The 23,521-nt window shown below is 48.8% G+C and carries 22 protein-coding genes; 4 read left to right on the top strand and 18 right to left on the bottom strand.

From position 1 onward, the window contains the following. Nucleotides 1-167: 167 nt before the first annotated feature. Nucleotides 168-461, top strand: a complete 294-nt coding sequence (locus tag NSS83_RS31985; protein WP_256706756.1) for a PadR family transcriptional regulator — start codon at nucleotides 168-170, stop codon at nucleotides 459-461. Next, nucleotides 458-1,606, top strand: a complete 1,149-nt coding sequence (locus NSS83_RS31980; protein WP_341347291.1) for a DUF2812 domain-containing protein — start codon at nucleotides 458-460, stop codon at nucleotides 1,604-1,606. Before NSS83_RS31985 ends, NSS83_RS31980 begins: the two co-directional genes overlap by 4 nt. Before the next feature lie 104 nt (nucleotides 1,607-1,710). Here NSS83_RS31980 and NSS83_RS31975 read toward each other — a convergent pair whose 3' ends face one another. The 7 genes from NSS83_RS31975 to NSS83_RS31945 form a co-directional block, all read right to left on the bottom strand. Next, nucleotides 1,711-2,370 carry a GntR family transcriptional regulator gene (locus NSS83_RS31975; protein WP_076157574.1) on the bottom strand — a complete coding sequence of 220 codons (660 nt, stop codon included), beginning with the start codon at nucleotides 2,368-2,370 and terminating at the stop codon, nucleotides 1,711-1,713. A gap of 17 nt (nucleotides 2,371-2,387) precedes the next feature. Further along, complete coding sequence (locus NSS83_RS31970) at nucleotides 2,388-3,065, bottom strand: hypothetical protein (protein ID WP_341186658.1); 678 nt, start codon at nucleotides 3,063-3,065, stop codon at nucleotides 2,388-2,390. A 41-nt stretch (nucleotides 3,066-3,106) separates the two neighbouring features. Further along, a complete protein-coding gene (locus NSS83_RS31965; RefSeq protein ID WP_341347290.1) occupies nucleotides 3,107-5,239 on the bottom strand; it encodes a hydantoinase/oxoprolinase family protein in 2,133 nt (710 codons plus the stop codon). Nucleotides 5,240-5,272: 33 nt separating this feature from the next. Continuing rightward, nucleotides 5,273-6,619, bottom strand: coding sequence for a citrate transporter (locus NSS83_RS31960; protein ID WP_341148749.1), 1,347 nt, complete (start codon nucleotides 6,617-6,619; stop codon nucleotides 5,273-5,275). A 198-nt stretch (nucleotides 6,620-6,817) separates the two neighbouring features. Continuing rightward, a complete protein-coding gene (locus NSS83_RS31955; RefSeq protein WP_341347289.1) occupies nucleotides 6,818-7,234 on the bottom strand; it encodes a hypothetical protein in 417 nt (138 codons plus the stop codon). A gap of 39 nt (nucleotides 7,235-7,273) precedes the next feature. After that, nucleotides 7,274-7,912, bottom strand: a complete 639-nt coding sequence (locus NSS83_RS31950; protein ID WP_341347288.1) for a hypothetical protein — start codon at nucleotides 7,910-7,912, stop codon at nucleotides 7,274-7,276. A 94-nt stretch (nucleotides 7,913-8,006) separates the two neighbouring features. Further along, complete coding sequence (locus NSS83_RS31945) at nucleotides 8,007-8,909, bottom strand: 2-dehydropantoate 2-reductase N-terminal domain-containing protein (RefSeq protein WP_341347287.1); 903 nt, start codon at nucleotides 8,907-8,909, stop codon at nucleotides 8,007-8,009. A gap of 147 nt (nucleotides 8,910-9,056) precedes the next feature. On the opposite strand from NSS83_RS31945, the gene NSS83_RS31940 reads away from it, so the two are divergent. Next, a complete protein-coding gene (locus NSS83_RS31940; protein ID WP_341186663.1) occupies nucleotides 9,057-9,611 on the top strand; it encodes a TetR/AcrR family transcriptional regulator in 555 nt (184 codons plus the stop codon). Nucleotides 9,612-9,654: 43 nt separating this feature from the next. Beyond that, nucleotides 9,655-10,869 carry a GNAT family N-acetyltransferase gene (locus tag NSS83_RS31935; RefSeq protein WP_341347286.1) on the top strand — a complete coding sequence of 405 codons (1,215 nt, stop codon included), beginning with the start codon at nucleotides 9,655-9,657 and terminating at the stop codon, nucleotides 10,867-10,869. A gap of 106 nt (nucleotides 10,870-10,975) precedes the next feature. On the opposite strand, the gene NSS83_RS31930 is transcribed toward NSS83_RS31935, so the two are convergent. The 11 genes from NSS83_RS31930 to NSS83_RS31880 all read right to left on the bottom strand — a co-directional run bounded on the left by NSS83_RS31930 (nucleotide 10,976) and on the right by NSS83_RS31880 (nucleotide 23,351). Further along, a complete protein-coding gene (locus NSS83_RS31930) occupies nucleotides 10,976-11,896 on the bottom strand; it encodes a BadF/BadG/BcrA/BcrD ATPase family protein (RefSeq protein ID WP_341347285.1) in 921 nt (306 codons plus the stop codon). Nucleotides 11,897-11,908: 12 nt separating this feature from the next. After that, a complete protein-coding gene (locus tag NSS83_RS31925; protein ID WP_341347284.1) occupies nucleotides 11,909-13,471 on the bottom strand; it encodes a glycoside hydrolase family 3 protein in 1,563 nt (520 codons plus the stop codon). 17 nt (nucleotides 13,472-13,488) lie between these two features. Beyond that, nucleotides 13,489-14,631 carry a DUF1343 domain-containing protein gene (locus NSS83_RS31920; RefSeq protein ID WP_341347283.1) on the bottom strand — a complete coding sequence of 381 codons (1,143 nt, stop codon included), beginning with the start codon at nucleotides 14,629-14,631 and terminating at the stop codon, nucleotides 13,489-13,491. 1 nt (nucleotide 14,632) lies between these two features. Beyond that, nucleotides 14,633-15,337, bottom strand: coding sequence for a PIG-L family deacetylase (locus NSS83_RS31915; protein ID WP_341347282.1), 705 nt, complete (start codon nucleotides 15,335-15,337; stop codon nucleotides 14,633-14,635). Nucleotides 15,338-15,339: 2 nt separating this feature from the next. Beyond that, the gene (locus NSS83_RS31910; RefSeq protein ID WP_341347281.1) at nucleotides 15,340-16,311 is read right to left on the bottom strand and encodes a GNAT family N-acetyltransferase; all 972 of its coding nucleotides are present in this window, start codon (nucleotides 16,309-16,311) and stop codon (nucleotides 15,340-15,342) included. Beyond that, complete coding sequence (locus NSS83_RS31905) at nucleotides 16,308-17,528, bottom strand: anhydro-N-acetylmuramic acid kinase (RefSeq protein ID WP_341348792.1); 1,221 nt, start codon at nucleotides 17,526-17,528, stop codon at nucleotides 16,308-16,310. Before NSS83_RS31905 ends, NSS83_RS31910 begins: the two co-directional genes overlap by 4 nt. Next, nucleotides 17,528-18,388 (bottom strand): carbohydrate ABC transporter permease, encoded by an 861-nt coding sequence (locus NSS83_RS31900; protein WP_036695673.1) that lies wholly within the window; start codon nucleotides 18,386-18,388, stop codon nucleotides 17,528-17,530. The genes NSS83_RS31905 and NSS83_RS31900 overlap by 1 nt, the downstream gene beginning before the upstream one ends. Nucleotides 18,389-18,405: 17 nt before the next feature. Next, a complete protein-coding gene (locus tag NSS83_RS31895; RefSeq protein WP_036695674.1) occupies nucleotides 18,406-19,308 on the bottom strand; it encodes a sugar ABC transporter permease in 903 nt (300 codons plus the stop codon). 115 nt (nucleotides 19,309-19,423) lie between these two features. Further along, nucleotides 19,424-20,863 carry an extracellular solute-binding protein gene (locus tag NSS83_RS31890; protein WP_341186669.1) on the bottom strand — a complete coding sequence of 480 codons (1,440 nt, stop codon included), beginning with the start codon at nucleotides 20,861-20,863 and terminating at the stop codon, nucleotides 19,424-19,426. Between the two features lie 22 nt (nucleotides 20,864-20,885). Further along, nucleotides 20,886-21,791, bottom strand: coding sequence for an N-acetylmuramic acid 6-phosphate etherase (murQ, locus tag NSS83_RS31885; RefSeq protein ID WP_341186670.1), 906 nt, complete (start codon nucleotides 21,789-21,791; stop codon nucleotides 20,886-20,888). 696 nt (nucleotides 21,792-22,487) lie between these two features. After that, entirely contained in the window at nucleotides 22,488-23,351 is an 864-nt protein-coding gene (locus tag NSS83_RS31880) for a MurR/RpiR family transcriptional regulator (RefSeq protein WP_341186671.1), read from the bottom strand. Between the last annotated feature and the right edge of the window lie 170 nt (nucleotides 23,352-23,521).

The raw sequence follows: 23,521 nt of genomic DNA, 5'->3' as shown, positions 1-23,521 counted from the left end.
TCTGATCATCTCCCTAGAGTTGAATTATATGTCGCATCGTGATATAGTCACTCTATGACATAGTCACAGCATGACATATTTTCTTAGCCATGACTTGGCACAACGAATTGACGAAGCAGGTGAACGCGGTGTCCGCAGCGCAAAAGGTTCTAAAAAAGTACGTACCCATGACAGAGACGGCCTTCTATATTCTATTGTCCTTAACCAAGCCGCGCCATGGATATGGAATTATTAAGCATGTGGAGGAATTGTCGGAAGGACGGCTCCGGCTGGGCTCCGGTACGGTATATGGAACCTTGACCAAAATGAACAAGGATGGACTGATTACCGTATTTGCCGATGAAGAGAGAAAGACGGTGTACGAGGTGTCTGAGCTGGGGAAGGAAGTCATGCGCGCTGAAATCGGCAGGTTAAAGGAACTTCACCGCAACGCCGTCACCAGTGAGGAGGAATTTCAATGAGAACTGTATTTCGGCCCTTTTGGAGCTATGATCTGCCGGGGACAGAAGCCTGGTTGGCCGATATGGCCGGCAAGGGATGGCGTGTGGAAGAATGGAGCTTACTGCTGCGGCGCTTTACCTTCCGGCAGGCTGAGCCTATCCGGCTAACTTATCAGCTGGCTTATCATTCGGCCAAGCATTCATCCATGTCTCCTTATCTTGCCGCAGAGGGATGGAGCAAGCGGCTGCAGCGTGGAAAATGGAGTCTGTACGAGAATGACCGGCTGCTGTCACAGATTAGCGCCTATCCTTCACGTAAGGATGTCCTGAGGCGAAACCGTATCATCTCCTATCTTTTCATGGGAATCCTGGTGTATTTGCTGCTCATTGCCCTTATTCCACTGCTTGTACTAGGGCTCACCTTCAATCAGGATACTCCAGTCCGCATTCAGCCAAGTCCGCTGTGGGCCGTTACCTGGGCCGCAGCAGCGGGAGCCCTGGCCCTGCTTGTTCTTGCAATTTACTCTATAGTGAAGCTCCGGGCTGCCAGTAAGGTATTTCTGCTAAACCATCAGGACCTGAAGAAGCCTCCCGGACCGCAGAAGCCTGCCGGCACTACGATGGCGCGGATGAAGCCCGGCTGGATGTACGCCCCTGACCGGCTGGAGCAATGGCTGGAGGACAAAGAGAAGCACGGATGGAATCTCTATAAAGTAGGCTTCGGAGGAACGCTGTTCCATTTCAGCAAGGGCCGTCCGCGCCGCATGACCTATCACGCCGACTATCAGGTCATTGCCGATGAAGGGTATTTCGAGCTGCACCAGGAGGCTGGTTGGACGAGGCTCTACAGCTCTCCCTTCTCTCTGCAGAAATGGACCCTCTGGAGCCGGGAGGAGCAGAACGCTGCGGAGCAGCAGGAAATCTATAGTGATCCGGTCCACCGCCTGAAGCAGGCACGTAAAATCGCCATCAGCTATACCCTGCTGTTCCTGCCCATGATCCTGCTCTACAGCCTTAATCTGTCGGCCTTCATTGATAGCATGCTGCGGGACGGGATCACCGCATCCCAGGCGTGGAACACTTCAATTATGTTCCTGTCCATTCTGCTCTTCGGTTCGTTCGCGGGCAGAACGTGGCTATATTACCGGCGGCTCAAGCAGCAATAGGAGTGATATCATTTCTTATATCACAACAAAAGGCGTATACCGGAAGTCCTCCTCCATAGAGAGAGGCTTTCGGTATACGCCTTGAATCTTTACAGCGTGTATGATCAGAAGAATTGCGGGTACTGCTTCGACATGCTCTGGACCCGGTCCAGCAGTGTATTGGAATGCTCCATCACGACCTTGCGCATCCCTTCCACATCCCGCTTGCGGGTCGCCGCCACCATCTTCACATGCTTATCGATATCGGACGGCTGCACCCCCTCCATCTTCCCGTAGAGCAGACGGATACGATTGTAATGGGATGCTACCTCTTCGATGGTGAACCAGGATAACTCCTCCCCGGCCGTCTGAAAGATCAGCTGATGGAACCGGTTGTCCTTAATATAGAATTCTCTGAAATACTTCTTGTCCATGTACTTCTTCTGCTTATTAATCAGTTCCTGCATCGTATCGGCTACCAGCTCGCTGCACTTGCGGATGAACTCATCGATCACCGCAGATTCAAGCGAGGTGCGGATGAACCACTCCTCACGGACCCGTTGCAGATCAATCTTAGAGACTACAGTTTTGCGCTGAGGATATATTTCCACCAGTCCTGACTGTTGAAGGCGGACCACTGCTTCCCGTACCGGCGTCCGGCTGACGCCATAGCGTTCAGACAGCTTCTGCACACTGACATCCATTCCCGGCTCGAGCGTCATATTCATGATGTCTTCTTTTATTCTATTGTAAGTTACATCATTCAGTGAATTACTGTTATTCATAATCTTCAACGGCTTCCCTACACCTTCCCTGAACTCACTCCTAGTACATCACGGGTTATTGTCTCCGCACTGGCTGAGTCGTAGCTGTAATACAACAGGACATCCAGAATAAACGGCGGGTACCGCAGTCTGTTCAGCTCCTGTGTAAAAGCCATGGCTCCAACTTCACTTAAGGTGCGTATTGTAGAATAATTCTTCAGGCCCAGCAGCTTCCATAGCAGAACGCGCTCGGTCCGGGTGTATATTTCCTGTGCAAACCGATCTTCTACAAAATGATAAATTTCGTGGCCAAGGATAGTATTCATTATACCAGCTTGCGGAAAAAGTTCAACCAGACCAGGACCCGCCTCCCGCACCTGCTCCGCCGCTCTGCGCAAGGGTTCTTCCATGATTTCGATCCGGTCCGGCGGGGTATAGGAGGCGAATAGCACACGCTTGCCGGTCATGAGCGCATCCTTGAATTCCAGCTTCAGGTTCATACGTTCAGCAAGCACCCTGACATCACGGGTCCCATATTCAAGCATCATCCGCTGTGCATATTCTATGCCGCAGGCTCTGGCCTGCTTCAGCATTTCCCGCTTCGTCTCCGGCGAAATCCGCCGGTTCAGAATGTCTCTCGAGAAGGCATACATTCCCCAAGCCTCATGGTCAACCTCCAGCAATGGATACAGCAGCTCTCCCAGCTTCGTCTGCACTTGCATACGTCCCCCTGTCTACACGTTCTTCCGCGCGGTTCTTAGCTCTGCTTGATATTAGCCGCCACGACAACGATCTCCGTGTCCGGCTCGAAGGTGGATACCTCAATATCCATCAGCAGCTCCAGTTGTTCGAAGTCCGATGCGGTAAAGTCCATGACACGGGCACCGATGCACAGGTAAAAGTCAGGTCTTGCAATCAGCTCCGTCTGATACACAGCCATTGCCTCCCACAGCTGCTTAACCGCGCTCAGGTAATCACCCGCAGTGGTCTTAAGCGCCATTGCCCGGCCCCTCTGCACTTTGATGAAGCCCTTGGTGTCCAGGATGCGGACCGGACCGGCTTCACCGGCTTTATCCATCCTTTCGCCGAAAATACTGACATACCGGGTCTTCTCCAGCAGCTTGGTCCGTTCAAGCGGGATACGCATATCCTGGGCAGCCAGCTCCCGCAGCTCTTCCTCATCACATTCCTTCAACAGCTCGGTCGTCTTCACTTCAGTAGAACCGGTCGCGATAGCTGTCACCTTGGAGGTCTGCGGATCAATATCGATATGAATCTCGATGCTCTCCGGTGTAGCCCCGCTCTGGATGGCCTTGTTCATGGCTTCCATCTTGAGGGCAGCAATCACTTCCTTCGACGGAGACGGAATAATCCGCTCTACAACGTCCCGGACCATCGACAGAGCAACCCCTATCGAAGAGATAACCTCTGCATTCTCGGGGATGCTGTACTTCAGGCCCATTTTCTCGGAAAAATAGACAATCAGCGAAGCCGCTCCGCCGCCAACACCTACCAGGGAGATCTGATCCTTCTCCAGCTTGTATTTCTCGGCCAGCGCCAGGATGATCGGCTCGATCTTCGCATACGCCTTCTCCATGATCTGCTTGGCAATATCCTCTACCGTCATTCCGCAGTAATCCGCCAATGCCTGCATCGCTCTTCTGGCCGCTTCCACATTCCCGTAGGAGAAATGCTCCGGCTTCACCAGTCCCAGCACATTCGCCGCACAGGAGTTCGTGATCGTCACCCGTTCCCCGTTTTCCAGCCGGACCGCCACATAATCAGCAGGATCACCCGGCTTTGGAGAAAAGAATTCGACCTGAGCTCCCTTGATCTTATCCGGATCGGTGAATACGGAATAATCCAGTCCGCCGATATGCGCCGATCTGGGTCCGACATCGACCACTCCGCTCTTGTTCGCCCGGATCATGGACCCGCCGGCTACGCCGAGCACCCGTACATCCAGGGAATTGACATAGGTCGGATGACCGCCGACGATGGAATAGTCGATGGCCGGACGGCCGTTTTTGATCACACCGATATTGGTTGTCGTACCGCCGACCTCGAAATACACCCCGTTAGACGCTCTAAGATACATCAATGAGCCCATGACTGAGGCCGCCGGGCCCGACAGCATCGTCAGCACAGGCCGCTTCTTCATCTCACTGATCTCCATAACGCCGCCGTCGCCTCTCATAATCATCAGGGGAACATGAACCCCGGCCTCCCGCACCGACTTCTCTGTGGAATTGGCGGTATCCAGCATCTTCGGCAGAATACTTGCATTAATCGCAGCCGTCCGGGTTCTCCGGGTCAGCCCGTATAATTTTGTGATGTCGGAGGCCATGGTGGTCGGCATGCCTTTTTTCTCCGCTTCGATATAGACCAGTTCCTCGGGCCGCCCGTTATCTACGCCAAAAGCCATCGAAGGCACAATCACCTGTGCCCCCTGCTGCTTCAAATCATCGATGACCGAAAGCACGGAGGCTTCGGACATTTTTTTAACATTCAGGAAGCTATTGTAGATCTTGATCTCCTTGCCGTTGCCCAGATCGATATTCTGAAGCCGGGTCTGCCGCTTGGCGAGCCAGCCTTCCAGACCGCCCTTCGCCAGGCCGATGATGCCCACCTGGGCAATATCGCCCTCGATCAGCGCATTCGTAGCCTGCGTGGTACTGTGGGCCACGAACACCACATCCTCAGGACGGATATTGTTCTCCTCCAGGCAATTCATGAAGCATTTCACCACACCTGCGGCTACGCCTGTGGCATGATCATGCGTCGTCTTGACCGATGATTTCCCGATAATCTCATGGGTCGCATTGTCAATCGCCACTGCCTTGGTATGGGTTCCCCCCACATCGATTCCCATTCTAACCATTGTACTCATATGATTTCTCCGTTTCTCTTCCTTAATAGTAGACTACACCAAATTTCCGTACATGAAGAATACGATCGCGCAGAGGATAATCCCGATGATCCAGCCGGTAGGAATCGACATCTTCATGTATTCCTTGGCCGGAACCTTCGTATAGCCGAAGCCCCAGGCCACCCAGGACTGTGTAACGTCCAAATGCTGCGGTGCAACGGTAGTAATGGCGAACAGCGGATAGAGGAATTGGACCGGCCAGGCAGCGGTTGCCACCACGACGGCCAGGATGGCCGAACCCGAACCGACGAGGTTCATCGGGCCGCGGAAGAAGCCGAGCGGTGTCAGGATGGCGAATACAATACACAAGAGCAGCGCGGTCTGGGGCATTGCGCCGTCAAGCAGGGTTTTGAAATAAGGGGAAGCATAGGTGGCCGCATTGTTGAACATCGACAGCGTGAGCAAGAACCCGATCATCGGCGCCACATCGATCGCTCCGTCTGCGAACTGCTTCGACAGCATTCTGCAAACGCTTGCAAAACCACCCTTCAGCTTGCCGCAGGTCAGCAGGGCGAACAGGGCTGCGAAGATAAAGCCGAAAATAATCGGCACCTTGAGCACTACCACACCCACTACCGGCAGAATGATCGAGATCCAGGAGATGGCAGGTGCATCAACAGTAGCTCCGCTATCCGGTGTGGCCGCCCAGGCCCGGGAGAGCTTCCGGTTCATCATCACATTAGAGACCACCAGCACTACGATCAGAGATACTGCCATCGCAATCATGCCGAATTTGAAATATGTATTATAGTCGTAGCTGGCATAGCTTTCGTTGGCTGTTGCAAATATCGCCTGATATTGCTTAAAGTTCACGATGTTCCCGAAGATCCCCGCCATGATCGAGCCCATGAAGGAGAACAAGGCAATCGGTGAAGGAATCCCGAGTGACAGCATGATCGGCAGCACGATGACAGCAATGGAGATGACCGGACCGATACCGGTCATGGAGGTGAAGATTACAGCGGTAACGATACACAGCAGGGACATGGTAATTCTTGGTTTGTCTCCTCCAAGCTCTACGACCTTACGGATCAGTGTAGCGGCAATCCCGGTGTCGATCAGGACTCTGCCGAAGAAGGCGCCGAAGAAAATATTAACCAGTATCGCCTTCCCGTAATTCTCAGGCCCCGTCTGGAACACGTTGGTCAGGACGTCAATGAAGGTTTTGCCCTCCATCACGGAGGTAGGATGAATGCTATTTCCGATCAGGGCAATCGAGGTCCACAGCACCGACATGACGAAGAAGCCAACCATGAGGTTATACCCCTTGACGCAATACCACACCAATCCAAAAAAAGATAAGACCATAATGAAACCGATTACAACATTAGCCACATCCACAAAAAAACCTCCTGAAGTAGGATAAATGAGTTAACATGCTAACATGCTATTTAGGTATACTGACATGTTAGTTTGTCACGTGAAAATATTAACATGCTACTTCTTCAGGCGTCAATACCATTCTGCACGTTATTTCCAAACACTTCAAAACACAAAAAAGAGGCAGCAGATGTGATCCATCCTGCGCCTCTGTTCACTTCAAACCCTTCCGTTATGGTTGTTAATCACCTTGTCACGATACTTCTGAAATTGCTCCCAGGATTGCTCCGCTGCTTCAGGCTGCTCAAAGTCAATATAGCCGGTATCCGATGTGTCCAGGGCATAAGCCTCCAGTGTCTCGCAGATCAAGCGGAGGGTATCCATCACCGCTCCCCCGCCCCGGACATGCAGCATAATTGAATCCACGAGCTCCTCGTCACCTGTGTTGAACTCAATCGAAAACCCCTCGCCCTCAAGGACGCCCCAAGCCTTATCCCGGTAATCCAGGTTCGGTAGGCGGCGGGTCAGCTTCTCAATGATTTCATCACGTTGTCCCAGCGGTGGCACTGGCGGCTGTTCTTCCTCCGGCGCTTCAAAATCGTATTTCGTTTTCATAATAAGTACATCCCAGCTCATATGCGCTCACTCCTGTCATTATAGACTCCAGTACTTAGACTACTTATTACCCGATTCGTCCACTCTTATCAACTCAAACGTTGCGGCTTCGATCCACAGGATCAGCTTGTTATGATTCACATCGATGAAGCTTAGCGGTACACCCAGTCCCGGCGAAGGCTCAGTTACCTCTATGTCGGTCGTTACATCGCTGGTCCCGATCATAGACAGATTCAATTTGTTCACTCTGTAAAAGGAATCCCCGTTATAATGCCTCTGGGTTATGCTATAGCGGGGATTGGTGAACTCGTATTGGTACGCTTCATAGCCCTCTAGCCCCATCGAGGAGAAGTAATCTTTATGAATCACAAGTTCATCCCCAATGATGTCCTGTCCTGTAGGATATTCAGACGCGTCATTATAGGAATTCGCGAATCCCAGCAGCTTGTCCACCTTCCAGGTTCCATAGATGAACTTCGCTGTCTCCTGATCCAGATCTATCCGCCCGATAAAAGGTTCTGAGGTGTTGAGCGGAATAAGAGCTTCCTCTTGCACTGCATCCTCTGGAGTTGGAGTGACCGGGATGTGCTGTGCGCCTGCGGGATGTGTAGGCTGTATGGGCTCTGCCGCCTGACTGCATCCAGCCAGACAGACCGCCAAAATCGATATGTTCAGTATCTTCCCTAATCTTGTTATCATGGTAAGCCTCCCGCCTGCTTCAGTTCTTCAACCTTACCATCCGCTGGAAGTGAAGAATAAACAGACGGGTTACAATACCGGAACAAACGATTCATCAGCCGTTCTGCATAGATAGAAATTTTGTCAGATCCTTCTCTAGCTGCACAACCTCCTGATTCGCAGCATTCGCATAATCCGGCAGCAGCATATCCTTAACCATTTTGGTGCGCAGCCAGGCAATGAAGAGAACATCCAGGATGAAGCTTGGGAGCTTAGGGACTATGTTAAAAACGGGCGGATCAACAGCAACACCTGCCTCACGGATTGCTTTTAGATACGCTTTTAAAGTAACTGTTATTTGGCGTGCCGTCTGTCTGGTTCCGGGTGTTACAGGAGCAATCTCCGGTTTGCCGCCATACAAACTGCCCAGCAAGGCAATGTCTGATACGGAATGAGTGATTAGATACGCCTGCATATCCTTTTTTATAGCGTAGGGAAGCTTGGCGGTTTGAAATACTTGTGCGAGCTTTAAGATGCGCTGCGTCACTGCGCCATTCATTTCTCCAAATGCGGTAGCCACTAGAAGCTTGGGCATGAACCGGGCGTACAGGACCCCATCTTTAATCTGTCCGCCGAAGCCGGGAAAGGCCGGTAACAGTCTATCCCCCACAATCCCCTGCCACGAAGAAAATCCAATCGGGCTATTGGTCATCGTAACTATATTTTGGCTTTGATTATCTTTTAGCGCGAGCAATGCGGATTCGGCCCGGTCATAACGAACGGTAACGAAAATAAAATCGTATATATCGTCATTTTCGAGCGTATCCATGACCTTCACCGGAACCGTTCTGACTGTACCTTTGTCATTATATTGCAGGCCTTTTTCTTGTAAAAGTCTGAACCTGTCCGCACGTGCAAACAGACTAACGTCATATCCTGCTTCCATAAACTTTATTGCATAAATACTCCCGATGACACCTGCACCGAAAATTAAAATTCTGTTTTGCTCTGCTGACATTATAATCACTCCTGCCCTTTTATATCCCCATTTGATTATCCGACAACATGTTGTATGATGTGATCATAAAGCTTTAGGATTTCTTGATCAATCATCAGTTTTTTAATATCTGTCGGATGATATCTTATGCGCAGGCAGGAGGGAAACATGAACAAGCAGCCCCAAATTACGGAGAAAACAAGACAAAAGTTTATAGATGTGTTTTGTGAGCTATACAGCCAAAAGCCGGTTGAGAAAATTTCCATCCAGGAAATCGCCAGCCGGTCAGGGTATAACCGCAGTACCTTTTATCAATACTTTACTGACATTTACGAACTTCTGGACACTGTGGAAAATAACTTGCTCCATGACATCAAAGCAGAACTAGCCGGTAACGAGCTGTCGATGCATTCGGTTCAGGATGCGCTGTCTTGTCTGGACAGAAAAGAACATCTCCTGGCGCTCCATGCCCTTCTGGGCGATTATGGAAGCCCCCGTTTCTTAGCACGCTTAAAAAGAGACATCCCCATGGAGCAATTCCTAAGCCTTCCGCAAAATCATTCCTTAACGCCATACTTCATTGAGTTCTATCTGACGACGACCCTTTCTTTATTTCGCCTTTGGCTCCAGCAGGAAAAGGATATACCGCCAGAAGAATTTATTAAGTTAGCGGAGAACTTATATTCAAGAGGGGTTTCGGCTTATTCTGATGAAGGATTCTGAATGAACTCTGTTTTTAACATAGCGACCCAGGAGGAAAGCAAAGATGACGACAACACCAGAACAAAATATAAGCGTAACCAACAGGCCGGGCAGAGAACAGCTTGAACAGATTTACGATATTTTAGATGAATGTTTTTCCGTAGGCCGGGGGTATTTCCAGGAAAGATTAGACCTCGACACCTCCTATGACCCGGATACCACATGGTTTGCAACGGTCGGCGGCAAGGTTGCTGCCAATGTTCAAATCTTTCCGCTTTCCATCAGAGTCGGCCAAGCGGTCTTGCAGACGGGCGCTATGGGCAGCGTCGCTGCAGATCCCAATTATCGCGGCATGGGGCTGACACACAAAATTCTTGCTGCACAAACAGACTACATGAGAGAAGCCGGTTATGATATAAGTGTACTTCTGGCCAGCAAGCATGCATTTTATGAGAAGGCCGGCTGGAGACTGATTCCCGAGACTGCTTACGCTGTTGAAAATGAGGCGCGGGGCGGGCAGCCGGACGGTTACGAGGTTATACCTTTTGAGCCCCGTTATCTTGAGGATATCCGTGCTATTTATGAACAATTCAATCAGAACCGCACCTATACTGTAGTACGTAATGAAACCTACTGGAAGGATCTGATCCGCTGGCCGGAATGGAAGAAATCGGACTGTCTGCTGCTTCAGCACGATCATAAAATTGTCGCTTATGGCATTATTGAAAAAAAGGACACCGAACAGGTATTTATCAACGAACTCATCTATCTGGATGAGGCAGCGGACGGCGTGGAGTACTTATTTCATGAATTATGCCGTCTTCGGCCGAAGGCCAGGCAAATCATGGCGATGCTTCCTGAGGATCACAAGCTGTATGCCTATTATCAGCAGCTTCAGGCAGAGCCCGTCCCCATTAATATGGCAATGTGGAAAATGATCAACCTGTATTCTACCTTCCACAAGCTTCAGCTTGAACTGGAGCATCGCCTTAACGGCAATGCCTTGATGGCGGAACAGGAGCTGTCCATAACGCTGCAATGCGGGGAGGACAAGATCTGCCTCGACTACCGCCAGAAGCGGCTTTCCGTTTCCGGGAATAGTCAGTCCGGGTCCCGGATAACCATAGAAGTGGATGAGCGGAATCTGATCTCTTATATCGTCTTCGGCTATAATGCGGAAGGCGAAGCTGAAGCTGGGACCCCTGCCCGACATGCTGATATTCTGCAGGCCCTGTTCCCGAAACAGCAGGCCGTGTTTTATTTAACCGACAAATTTTGACCGTAACCTGTCACCCCGGAGTTGTTTATTCACCGGAAAAAGGGTGTGCCGCAAGTCCAACACTGCCGGACTTATGGCCCACCCTTCCTTTGCTTCATTCATAGGATTACCCGTTACTCATTTTTGATTTTCCGAGCAGTACAGCACCATAGGCTGCATTATGAACAGGCATAATCAGCTGGGTCTGCGGGTAGCTGCGGGCAAGCTTCCGCTCTAAGGCCTCTCTTACAAAACGGGATTTCTGCAGCACACTTCCGGCAATTGCAACCTTACTCTCATATAATTTCAGCCGCTCAATCACAGGCACCACAAGCTCAAACAGACCGGCTGCACATTGCTCCGCCAATTTTAGCGCCTGGGCGTCCCCGAGCCCGCATGCTGCCGTCATCACCGGGGCGAGCGCTGCAATATCTTTTTTCGTTGTGTTTTTGTCGTAGACAAAACCTATAACCTCTTGCACCGTACCAAGTCCAAGCTGCTTATAGACCAGCTCCGGAATCATCGTATCCGCTGTTCTTCCGTCCTCTGCCTGAACCAGCACGGACAAGAGCTCACGCCCGATATAATATCCGCTTCCCTCATCATCAATCAGATGACCAAAGCCTCCAGTGCGGTGCCGCTCTCCCTTTTCATTCACCCCGAAGCAAATGGAGCCTGTACCGGCAATGAGAATAATACCCTGCATCGCATTCTGGGCTCCATATAGTGCGGTTTCCTGATCCCCGGTAATCGTTAGCGGCCCGCTATAACCGTTATCTCTCACCTGTTGCTCCAAAAAACGGGCTACTGCCGGATTGCTTACGCCTGCCGCTCCTATACATACATGATTAACTTCCGTTAGGCTTGTGCAGCAGGACCTTATCTGCTTAAAAATCTCCCCGAAAGCGGCAGCAATAGCCCCGGCATCGCCGCCATTATAATTAATAGGCCCTGCCGTAAAGGATAGTACAGGCTCTTCCTGATCATCATGAGTAACAATGACAGCTGTCTTGGTGCCGCCCCCGTCCATGCCAACAATAAATGCCATACTGATATCCCCCTATAGCTGAATCGTAATACTGGCAGCAGGTGTGACCTCACCATTCAGGATGGGAATAAGGGACTTGAATGCATCCGGAGTATATTCAAAGGCTGCAATGCCGCAAAACCCGCCTTCGATTAAAGCTAAATCATACGGCCGGCCCAAGGTAATTGCCGTTACTTTACAGTTTGCTGCCACAAGCTTCTGCACAAGCGCCAGCTGGCCTGTATTTTCACGCGCATTGAACAGCCCGATAACAACATGCTTGTACCCTTCAGCCTTGTGCAGCACTGTGTTAATCTGCTCCTCGTCCGGATCAATACCGATCAGCTCATACGCTGCAGCAAAATGCTCACCCATATACTGCGGGAAGCTAAGCTCCTGATTCACACTGCTGGAGGCCAGGTCGGTCCGGTAGGCATAGGAGCCCACAAACAAGACCTGCCCATCCCCTGCCTGAACGGGCTGGGTCTCACCTTTAATCAGGCAGATCGTTTCCGTACGCATCAGCTCGTTCGCCCGGCGGTGAACTTCGCAGCCCACGATCCCGTAATCCGGTTCCCCAACATGCGTATAGCGGGCTTTATAGGCTAAAATTTTGGCAACAGCTGCATCAATAACCGCTTCATCCAAATCACCCGCCGCTACAGCTTCTTCTATTAAATGAACCGCTTCTTTAACCGTTGCAGGCGTGTGACTGATGAATACCAGATCAATCCCTGCTTTAACGGCTTCGAGTGCACCTTTGGCCGTCCCGTAATAGCGTTTAATCGCATCCATTTCCAGACAATCGGAGACAACCAACCCCTCAAATCCCAATTTCTCTTTAAGCAGCTCTGTAATAATCGTATAAGACATCGTTCCCGGTACACCAGACGTTTCGATTTGCGGGAATAAAATATGGGCGCTCATGATGGCCTCGGCCCCCTGCCCGATGGCAGTCTTAAACGGCAGCAGTTCAAGCTGCTCTAGCTCCTCCACCGTTTTGTTAATGACAGGCAAGCCAATGTGTGAATCGACATCGGTATCCCCATGACCGGGAAAATGCTTCAGCGAGGACATTACGCCGCCATCGAGCAAGCCCTTCATCATTTGAATCCCGTACTGCGATACAGTCTCAACAGTATCCCCGTAAGAGCGGACGTTGATCACCGGATTGAGCGCATTACTGGTAACATCCATCACGGGCGCAAGATTGAAATTAATGCCTAATGCTTGTAGTTCCCGGGCCGTTATTCTGCCTGCTGCATAAGCATTTTCAGGGCGTCCTGAAGAGGCAATGGCCATGGCTCCGGCTACATTCGTCGCATCCTTGGGCATCCGGGTCACCCGGCCGCCTTCCTGGTCAATCGTAATAAAGCCCGGAATGCCTGTATGTGTGGTGAACCATTGCTGCAGTTCTGCAACAAGCCCGCCTAATTGATACTTATTGCTGATATTATGGGAGAATAAAATAATATTTCCGACTTTGTACTGCTCAATGACTTCCTTCAGCTCCGGGGACATCTCCGTTGACGGAAAGCCTGTTACGAACATTTGCCCGATTTTCTCACGCAAGCTCATTTGTTCTATCGTTCTCATCCGCTATTCACCATCCGCTAGTGATATAAATGATACTGCTGTTTCATTTCTGCAAATTGCCTGCTGTCCTCTGCAAACTGTTCGAGCAGCTGCTTAGCCTGAATATCCTTCGTCCGGTAGATGCTGCTTCCGCCCAATAAGTCAATAAAAGGACGTGAGCCCTCCTTCACGGGAGGCAGAAATGCAAACGGCTCAAACAAGTCCCTGATCGTAAATAATAAGGTTACGCCTACCTCTAACGGCTTGATCACCTGGCGGTCTGTAATATATAATTGAACGCCGCCGCACAGCTCTCCAGAATGCTTAGAGGACGTTGGTTTGAAATGAACCGGACGGAAATACACGCCTGGAAGGCGCAATGCATTCATCTCATCTGCCAGCTGCTGCGCCTCAATAAAGGGAGCTCCAATCATTTCAAAGGGAAATGTTGTTCCCCTGCCTTCGGAGCAGTTGGTTCCCTCAAATAAACAGGTGCCTGTATATAATAACGCGGTTTCATACCGGGGGATGCCCAGTGAAGGATGGACCCAGGTCAAGCCTGTATCCGGGAAAGACATGCTCCGTTCCCAGCCTTCCAGACGAACGACATGAAGCGATGCCTTCCAGTTCATCTGATCATTGGCCATGACAGCCACTTCACCTGCGGTCAGGCCGTACCGGACAGTCAGCTCATAATTCCCGATAAAGGATTTGAAGCCGGGCTGTAGGATATTCCCTTCCACGTTCACCCCGTTCAGCGGATTCACCCGGTCGAGAACAACAAATTCCACGCCTGCCGCAGCACAATCCTCAAGGGCATACAGCATCGTATAAATGAAGGTATAATACCGTACACCAACATCCTGGATATCATACACAAGGATATCTACCTTCTCCAGCATTTCCTTTGTTAAACGTTTGGAATCTTTGCGGTACAGGCTGTAGACCGGAACATTGGTAAAAGGGTCCGTATACGTCTCCACTAATGCCCCTGCATCCAGATCTCCGCGGACACCATGCTCAGGTGAGAACATGGCCGTAAGATTACAATTCTCGTGTAATATCGTAATGGTGGATCTGAAATCTTTGGTAAGCCCTGTCGGCGCGGTAATTAAACCCACCCGTTTCCCTTTGAACAGATGGAGATACTTCATAATAGAATCAATCCCGTTTAATACCATATCACGCAAGCCCCGATTGTCTGATTTTCATCGTCTCGGCAGGGACCATGAAGGCTTCGGCATAGGTTTTTCTTGCTTCACAGCCCCGGACAACGGCCAACGCTTTATAGTAATCCATATATTTAAAAGATTTGCTGTTCGTCACAAACCAATGCTGGCCTAACGCCTCAATCCATAAATCATAAGCCGCCTGATCAAAATCCACGTATACGTAAGGGACATAGTCCACAGCATCTTCCCAGTTTTCCGAATAATACAGCTTTGCGGCAAAATGAGCAGGAAGCTCACGCTCAAAAGAGGACAGGCTGGCAAAAAACCTTGCATCGTTCACGATATGATGGGTCAGAGCATGATCCTTATGCATGCTGTTTCTCCAATGGGTGATGATAATGTCCGGCTTCACGCGGCGGATCACATCGCAGACCTCCAGCCGAATCTCCTGATTGTCTGGCAGCTCTCCGTCACAATAATCAAAAACAACGGCTTCACCGCCCAGTATATCAGCGAAACTCTCTGCCTCTTTGATTTTTTGCTGGCGGTACTCCTTCATATCCTGCCCGGCCGGCACGCCTCTTTCACCTGGAGTTAAAGCCAGGGTTACGATACGGTCTCCTTTTAAGCTATGGCTGGCCAGTACACCGCCGGACGCTAATTCCACATCCCCAACATGCGCTCCAATCGCTAAGACCGTCAACTTTCCGCACATCCCTACAGCTCCCTCCGCAATATGGAAAATTGTTTTTCAATCTGAAATCCTGCTTTTTGATAGATTCCAAGAGCCGGGTTATTGCTGCCAGTAAACAAAGAGATATATTGACAGCCTGCAGTCTGAAAAGCTTCGACCATCCGGAAAAATAGGACACTGCCGAGACCATGTCCCTCATACTCCGGGTGTACCCCGATCCCGCAAAAAAATGCCCGGCCATCCGGTTCGACCATAATTGGACCTGCAAAACCCACAACCTCACTGCCATGAACTGCCACCACAAGAGGTTCACCATTCTTAACAAATGCTGCTACATCCCTCTCCCACTGCGGATTCTGCAGGGCTGCAAGCATGGCTTCAAGCCCTTTATGAACAGCGGGGGCATAATGAGTAACCTGATAGCCTTCTCTGTTTGCTTTGCTTTCTTTGACTGCAATATCTTCAGGAACACTAAAGTCACCCAGCTTCAGGTGCATGCCGCATTGTGTCGCCCGCTCTGCATACCCTCTGGCGATCAAAGCATCATATAACGGCTGGTCTGTACTAATGCCCGGGGCATTATTGTGTTCATGCTGCGGTGCGCTTGGCATCGTCCATTTCAGCTTAACAGGGTTAAAGAACAACACCTCCACCTGACTTTTCCCAAGCTGCCGGAACCTTGTTTCCATGCGCTGCACAAAGGCATCGTACAGCTCTAAAAAAGCGGCACCCGAATCTATAATTACGGTCGTAATATAGCCCGCCACATCGCCGAGCGGAAGGTCATCCCCGCTGCAGCCGGCTGCAAAACCTACAATCCCTCGTTCATTAAAGCCTACCCACATACACTCCGCATCGAAATAAGCATGATTAATAAATGTGTCCTGAAATTCCTGTTCGGTAAACGGCTTGTAGTCATACTTCGTAGCCTCCCGGTTCCAGAGCGCGACCACTCCAGAAAAATCTTCCATGGAGAAGAGTCTGATTTGCATCATTCCAACCCCCTGTGTTCCGGGTAGGGCCAAGAAATTTTGCCCATGACTACCGGCCGGGAAGCTCCGGTTACCTGAGGGATATTATTCGGCAGACGTCTCATCGTATGATAAGCCAGCACAGCAAAAGCAACGGCTTCCTTGGCATCACTGTTGCCGCCAATATCCTCCTGTGTCAGCACCCGCACTCCGAAGGGAGCAAATAACTGCCGCAAATCGCGCAATAACGTCAGGTTATAGCTCCCTCCGCCGCCAACCAGCAATCGCTGAGCCTGATGCTGCGGGGCAATATACCGTTCATAGCTGTCGGCAATACTCCATGCTGTCAAGCGTGTAGCTGTGGCAATAACATCCTCAGCTTTCCAGTGATGCTCCTCCATCATCTGAAGTATTTGTGCAACATATTGTTGTCCAAACCGTTCTCTGCCTGTCGATTTCGGGAAAGGCATACTATAATACTCATCCTGCTGCATCCATTTCAATAGCTGATCAATAACCTCACCACCCGCAGCAATTTCACCGCCGGCATCCATCGTCATTGGCGCAAATAAATGGGATACAAGACCGTCAATAATCATATTTCCGGGCCCTGTATCGTAGGCATACACCTCTTCGGGAGAAGCATTGGCAGGAAGAACCGTTACATTCCCTATTCCTCCAATATTCTGCAGAAGTGATGTTTTCTCCGGATGGTTAAACAATAAATATTCAGTAAAAGGCACGAGTGGCGCTCCCTGTCCATCCATTGCCATGTCGGCAACCCGAAAATCTGATATGCAGGGAATGCCCGTCCGGTTCGCTATCACTGCACCTTCTCCGATCTGTACCGTACAGTGCAGGTTATGGCCGTCCATCCTCTTCTCTTCCGGTGCATGATAGATCGTTTGGCCATGGGATCCTATCGCAAATATTTGGGAAGGCGCAAGTCCGCATTTGCGGATCACCGACACTACTGCCCGGGCGTATAATTCCCCCAGCCACATGTTCATTGCGCCTACCTTATCAACCGTAGCCTTGGAAGGATCAAACAGCTCGAATATCGAACTTCTGACATGCGCTGGAAACGGAGTGTTCTCAAAAACCAGTAATTCCGTCTCTATTCCATACTCTGTGTCCGGCGTGGACGAAAGCTTAATTACCGCTGCATCAATACCGTCTACCGATGTGCCGGACATCAAGCCAACCAGATAGGTAAGATTTACTTCAGCTGGGCCGCCCATCACCCTTTCACCGCTCCGACGGCTACTCCTTCAAGGAAATACTTCTGTAAGCTGAAGAACAAAATAAACATCGGAACGGCAGAAATGGTTGCCCCTGCCATCATAGGTGCAAAGTAAGTGGTATTCGCAAAACGGAAGTTTTTGAGCCCCACCTGAATCGTCTGCATATCCATAGTGTTGGTAACCAGGAACGGCCAGAAGAAGTCATTCCATGCTGCCATAAACGTCAGGATGGCCAGTACTGCCATAACCGTTTTGGACAACGGCATAATGATATACCAAAAGATTTTAGGCTGGGAGCAGCCTTCGATTTTGGCAGCTTCAATAATTTCTACCGGAATGGAGGACATGAACTGCTTGACCAGAAAAATGTTATACACCGTGACAATGCTTGGCATAATCAACGCTGTATACGTATTTTGCAATTCAAAAATATTCACGATCAATATATACAGCGGAACCTGGGTGACTTGAGTAGGAATCATCATGGACCCCAGCAGAATAGCGAACAGAATGCCTTTTCCTCTAAATTTCATTTTGGCAAAAGCGTATCCTGCAAGCGTGGCGAAAAATACGTTTGATACCGTAATACAAGCTGCTACAATAAAAGAATTTTTTAACCAATCCCAGGAATGGGCGCTGAAGTTAAAAAAGAATTTATAAGACTCAAAGGAAATCTTTGCCGGGATCAGCGAATAGCTCATTGCGCCAGCTTCTACCGGATCACCGAACGAGGAAATGATCATAAAGTATATCGGGAAAATGGTCGCTGCGGCAAACAGGAGAAGGGCTGTAATGATCAGACCATTACGGGCGAACAGCGATCCTTTGCTTTTGATATTATTGTTGAACAACCCCATAGGTTTCTGCCCCTTTCCTAGTATTCTATGTCTTTACCTAAAATCTTAAATTGGAAGAATGAGATCAAGGCAATAACCGCTGCCAGAAGCAAGGATTGGGCCGCTGCCTCCCCAAACTCGAAATATGTGAACGCATTGTTAAAGATTAACAATCCCACCATAGTTGTGGCATGGTCTGGTCCGCCGCCTGTCATCAGATAAGCGTTCTGGAACACCTGGAAGGAACCTATGACCCCTGTAACCAGCAGGAATAGCGTTGTTGGCTTAAGGAAAGGAATGACAATATACCGCAGCTTTTGCAAAAAAGTCGCCCCATCTATATCAGCTGCTTCATAATAACTGTTATCAATACTGAGCAGTGCAGCCAGATAGATAATGATCGCTGTACCATGACTTGACAGCCAGGACATTAATACAAGTGAAAACATGGCCGTTGCACTCGAACCCAGCCAGTTCTGATTACTGATACCAAAAAGTCCGACTGCTTGATTGGCAATACCTGATTTTAGCGGATCAAAGATCCACAGCCATACGACAGCAAGAGATACCCCTGAAGCTACAGCCGGCAAATAATATACCGCTTTAAATATAGTTTGTGTTTTTTTCTTAAAAGGCATAATCAGAATGGCAACAAGGAAGGACAGTAAAATATTAAATGGAACGGTTAACAGCGTATAGACCAATGTATTTTTCAGCGCTTTCCAGAACAGCTCATCTGAAAAGGAATTGACGAAGTTCTCCAGGCCGACATAAGTGGACCCTAGTGGACGATATTTCTGCAGGCTGATTATAAAGGCATTGATTACCGGATAGGCAGTAAATAAAGAAAATGCAATAAGTGCTACTGCGATAAACGCGTATCCCCAGCCAGAGTCACTTTCGAGCTTCAGCTTTTTTCTTTTGGTCAACAATTGATTCATTGGGCCGCACCTCTCTTCTTCAAAAAAGTACCTTCTGCTTGCCTGCATTCAGAAGGAAAGCTGTACGTTTAAGCTTCGTACAGCTTTCACTTCACATGCCGGCCTATATGGCAATCTAGTCCGCGACCACACCATCTTCACCGAAGGATTTGACGGCAGCTGCTTTAACTGCATCATACATCTCTTGCGGGGTAATCTCATCGGCAAGCAATGCCTGCAGTTTAGGAATAATCACTTCTGTTTCAATTTTGAGCGCTTCAGCAGCCTGCTCCGTAGGAATATCTGTACGGGCCGGGAGTGCTTTGGCCATCATCGCTTTACCTGCAGCAACGTTGTCTTCGTTACGCGGGAACTTTTCAAGCACTTCTGCTTTACGTGCAGACTCGGTAATTGGTGTTAAGAACAGCTCATTACTATAGTTGGCAGCAATCGAACCGGAAGACAGGAAATTCACCGCCAGGGCAATATTTTTGATATGTTCTTCTGAAGGCTCTTTTTTACCACGGAGTGCGATATAACCATCTACTATGGAAGTAGGGATATAATCGGCACCGTTGAAGGTTGGCACAGGAAGTGAAATGTAATCCACTTCGATCGAATCCGCAACAGCTGATCCATCGTTCGCTTTAATTTTCTCATTGTTCAGACGGGCGGAGTTTTCAAATGCCGACAAGCCTTTACCGGTGATCATCGTTTGGCCGGTCAGGAACATATTCCAGCGTTTGCCGGCATCGATGGAGCTTAACTCTTTAGGCATAGAACCATCGTCGATCATTTCACGGATCGCTGTCAGCAGACCCAGGAATTTTTTGCTTGTATACGTGTATTTGAGGTCCTTGTCGAAGTAATCCGGCAGACCCGCAGTTTTAGCAAGAATAGCCAGGTAATCTTTAGAAGTTACACCGGAGGTCGCGAATACGAAACCGTAACGGCTGGTTTCACCTTTATCATTTTTTACTACGCCTTTTGCAATAGCTTTCCGGAACTCATCATAGGTCCAGCCGTTTTGCTGAATACTCTTCCAGTCAATTCCGGCTTCTTCAAGGAATTGTTTATTACCGCCGATGGTGTGGATTTCCATATACGCGGGCAGGCCGTACTGGGCATCACCCAATTGAAAATACTTCATTGGAACTTCGTCATAATCCGCCTTAACTTCGTCAGACAGGACTGGGTTCAGATCGATTAGTACATCTAGTGCTGCATATTTCGAAAGTCCGGATGCACCGATCCAGGCAATATCCGGAGGGGAGCCTGCATTGACTTGTGTATCCAGCTTTTGTGTCATATCTTCCCAGCTCGCCGGTTCGATTTTCAGCGTCAAATTAGGATGCAGTGCATTAAATTCTTTTTCCATATCAGCAAACCGGGCCTGGTAATTAGCCGATACCGGAGGTAATAATGCAGTTATTGTATCTTTTCCCGCACCGCTGCTGCCTGTGCTTCCGGAATTTGCAGAATCCGCAGTGTTATTTGCGTTCCCTCCACAGGCGGATAATAGCGACATCATCATGATTGCTGACAAAAGCAGCGTTGAACCATTTCTTTTTTTCATCGATAGCAGCCTCCTCAATTTTCTAATTCAATGATAGGATCGCTTGTTTCAGGCGTCCTCCATTTGCTTCAAGCGCTTCTTCTGCGGCCTTTGCATCTAACCCCGTTTTAATCATCATGATGGCCAGCTTACAATTCATTCCTGCTTTTTCAAGTGTCTCTGAGGCGGCTTGGGTCTCTACCCCTGTCGTATTCATAATAATGCGGAGGGAGCGGTCTATCAGCTTGAAATTGCTGGCTTTTAAATCAACCATTAAGTTGTTATACGTTTTCCCTAATTTGACCATAGTACATGTTGTCAGCATATTAAGCACCAGCTTTTGAGCCGTTCCCGCTTTTAACCGGGTCGAGCCGCTAATGACCTCCGGTCCTACAACAGGTGAAATACAAATATCTGCAATGGGTTCAAACTTGGAGTCCTTGTTGTTGCACACACCGATGGTAGCTGCCCCAAGCTCCTTCGCCTTCGCCAAAGCTGCAATCACAAACTTGGCACTCCCGCTTGCCGAAATGCCGATAACTACATCCTGCTCTGTCACCCCGATGCTTTCGACTAATGAGATCCCTTCCTCCTCATCGTCTTCACAGCCTTCAACCGCATTCCGTAAAGCAATATCACCCCCAGCGATATATCCTTGTACCAGGGAAGGATCTGTACCAAAGGTAGGAGGACATTCGGAAGCATCCAAAACACCCAATCTTCCGGATGTGCCGGCTCCTATGTAAAACATTCTCCCGCCGGCAGACAGCCTGTTGTGCAGAATATCTACCGCCCTTGCAATCTGCGGAATTTCGTTAGCGACGGCTGCGGAGACCAGAGCATCCTGCTGATTCATTAACTGGACCATTTGTTCAGTCGTACATTCATCAATCATCAGGGTGTCCGGATTCACGGCTTCTGTAGTTAATCCCGCAAGGTAGTCATTCATAGTCATCCTCCTTCTTTTTAAATATAAATTACATATATCTAACAAATGATGTTAGAATACCATACATTTATTAATTTTTATACTAATATATATTCCTAAAACCGTCAATAGATTTTGAAATAAAATTTTATTTATGAATATTATTCCGATTTTTTATTTCAGTGACTTGTATAATCAGTTATATCACATTTATAAAGCGCTTACAATATACATTTTTCACTTTTGTCAAACGTTATTATCACTCCTTCTGCCGTATTCTTGAAAAACGAGTCATTAGTTTCGCCAAAATCAAACGTTTTATGATGTAGATAATCTAACATGGCAAAGGGAATAAAAAAAGGGGATGTCCCATAAGCCATGAAATGGCTGGAACACCCCTTGATTTGGAGTTGGATGAACGTTTGCGCTCGGTGAGGACGCTCCGCGAACGAAACGTTGTTCCAATCGCTGTGCTCTCCAGATTTTTTTCATTCCCCTTAGCGGTGAAAATCCGGAGACCAAGGCGAGCGCTATCGCTTTTCCACAATCGTTCCGTCCTCTCCGCTGTTTAAGCAGGAAACGACTCGTCTATCCTTAAAAAGAAACAAAACCGCCGAATGATGGAGCCGGAAAGCGTATTTGGACAACTGAAGAACAACCGGGGCTAGTATACTTTCGGGACAGCCCCTTCCTCCAAATCCATGCGCTTCCCAGAATTTAATATCTGAGTTTTTTCTTCAAAATATTATGGGTATTGGTTAAAGACGTTTTTACCTGCTCGTATTCTGCACTGGCAACCCCGGCAAACAGGATGTCGATGATCGTCAGCATAGCAATACGCGAGCCCATGGCACCACTGCGGATCGTTATTTCAGGGGTAGATATGCTAAGAACAATATCCGCCCGCACTGCAAGCTCGCTTTTGTTGTACCGGGTAACTGCAATACATGTCGCTTTATTCTTCTGGGCAATGATCAGGGCGTCAATAATATCACTGGTTGCACCAGAGTTAGAAATAAAAATGGCAACATCATCTTTGCCGAGCAAGGTTGCTGCAGTAAGCTGGCTATGGCCGTCCGTATAAGCATGACACATCTTGTTAATGCGTGAGAATTTCTGTTCCCCGTCCATACACACGATTCCCGAGGCCCCTATGCCAAAGAAAACAATTCTTTTGCTATGGCACAGCACTTCTACTGCTCTTGCAATCTCTTTCCGGTCAACCACACTAAGTGTGTCCTCAATGGATTTCATGTTATTGAGTGAAATATTTGAAATAATGGTCGAGAGATCATCACCCGGCTGTATATCTGTATATTGGGCCTTTGCATCCTCATCGCGGGAACCCAAAGAAGCTGATATACTCACAATAAAATTGCGGTATCCGCTGTAGCCCATTGTTTTACAGAACCGCAGGACCGAGGCATCACTTGTTTTACTCGATTGGGCTAATTCTTTAATGGACAAATGGGGAATCTCTTCCTTGTTCTCCAGAATATAATCCCCGACCAGCCGTTCAACCGGAGTAAAGCTTTCCCTCATTTCACGAATCTTGATTAATATATTGTCATTTAAATTCATAATCTACCTACTCAAGATTTAATGAATATCATAGATATTATCATAAACAATACAGGCTGCCTATTTCAATAGCAAAACCATATTGGCACACCTAATTCTTATTATCAATCAGATCTAACCAATCAAAAAAAGCTCCTGAACCGTCAAAAGGACTGATTCAAGAGCTTATT

This window comes from Paenibacillus sp. FSL H3-0469 (assembly GCF_038051945.1).
In the GTDB taxonomy this organism is placed as follows: Bacteria; Bacillota; Bacilli; order Paenibacillales; family Paenibacillaceae; genus Paenibacillus_AQ.
This window is presented reverse-complemented; position numbering and strand designations above follow the sequence as displayed.

Excerpts from the sequence above, each read along its gene's own strand:
- NSS83_RS31945 (WP_341347287.1), bottom strand. The coding sequence starts at position 8,909 with ATGTCAGCAGAGCAAAACAGAATTTTAATTTTCGGTGCAGGTGTCATC.
- NSS83_RS31930 (WP_341347285.1), bottom strand. The coding sequence starts at position 11,896 with ATGGCATTTATTGTTGGCATGGACGGGGGCGGCACCAAGACAGCTGTC.
- murQ (WP_341186670.1), bottom strand. The coding sequence starts at position 21,791 with ATGAATGACTACCTTGCGGGATTAACTACAGAAGCCGTGAATCCGGAC.
- NSS83_RS31915 (WP_341347282.1), bottom strand. The coding sequence starts at position 15,337 with ATGTGCGGAAAGTTGACGGTCTTAGCGATTGGAGCGCATGTTGGGGAT.
- NSS83_RS31920 (WP_341347283.1), bottom strand. The coding sequence starts at position 14,631 with ATGGTATTAAACGGGATTGATTCTATTATGAAGTATCTCCATCTGTTC.
- NSS83_RS31940 (WP_341186663.1), top strand. The coding sequence starts at position 9,057 with ATGAACAAGCAGCCCCAAATTACGGAGAAAACAAGACAAAAGTTTATA.
- NSS83_RS31895 (WP_036695674.1), bottom strand. The coding sequence starts at position 19,308 with ATGAATCAATTGTTGACCAAAAGAAAAAAGCTGAAGCTCGAAAGTGAC.
- NSS83_RS31965 (WP_341347290.1), bottom strand. The coding sequence starts at position 5,239 with ATGAGTACAATGGTTAGAATGGGAATCGATGTGGGGGGAACCCATACC.
- NSS83_RS31880 (WP_341186671.1), bottom strand. The coding sequence starts at position 23,351 with ATGAATTTAAATGACAATATATTAATCAAGATTCGTGAAATGAGGGAA.
- NSS83_RS31910 (WP_341347281.1), bottom strand. The coding sequence starts at position 16,311 with ATGATGCAAATCAGACTCTTCTCCATGGAAGATTTTTCTGGAGTGGTC.
- NSS83_RS31950 (WP_341347288.1), bottom strand. The coding sequence starts at position 7,912 with ATGATAACAAGATTAGGGAAGATACTGAACATATCGATTTTGGCGGTC.
- NSS83_RS31935 (WP_341347286.1), top strand. The coding sequence starts at position 9,655 with ATGACGACAACACCAGAACAAAATATAAGCGTAACCAACAGGCCGGGC.
- NSS83_RS31890 (WP_341186669.1), bottom strand. The coding sequence starts at position 20,863 with ATGAAAAAAAGAAATGGTTCAACGCTGCTTTTGTCAGCAATCATGATG.
- NSS83_RS31900 (WP_036695673.1), bottom strand. The coding sequence starts at position 18,388 with ATGGGGTTGTTCAACAATAATATCAAAAGCAAAGGATCGCTGTTCGCC.
- NSS83_RS31955 (WP_341347289.1), bottom strand. The coding sequence starts at position 7,234 with ATGAGCTGGGATGTACTTATTATGAAAACGAAATACGATTTTGAAGCG.
- NSS83_RS31925 (WP_341347284.1), bottom strand. The coding sequence starts at position 13,471 with ATGAGAACGATAGAACAAATGAGCTTGCGTGAGAAAATCGGGCAAATG.
- NSS83_RS31905 (WP_341348792.1), bottom strand. The coding sequence starts at position 17,528 with ATGGGCGGCCCAGCTGAAGTAAATCTTACCTATCTGGTTGGCTTGATG.
- NSS83_RS31975 (WP_076157574.1), bottom strand. The coding sequence starts at position 2,370 with ATGAATAACAGTAATTCACTGAATGATGTAACTTACAATAGAATAAAA.
- NSS83_RS31985 (WP_256706756.1), top strand. The coding sequence starts at position 168 with ATGACAGAGACGGCCTTCTATATTCTATTGTCCTTAACCAAGCCGCGC.
- NSS83_RS31980 (WP_341347291.1), top strand. The coding sequence starts at position 458 with ATGAGAACTGTATTTCGGCCCTTTTGGAGCTATGATCTGCCGGGGACA.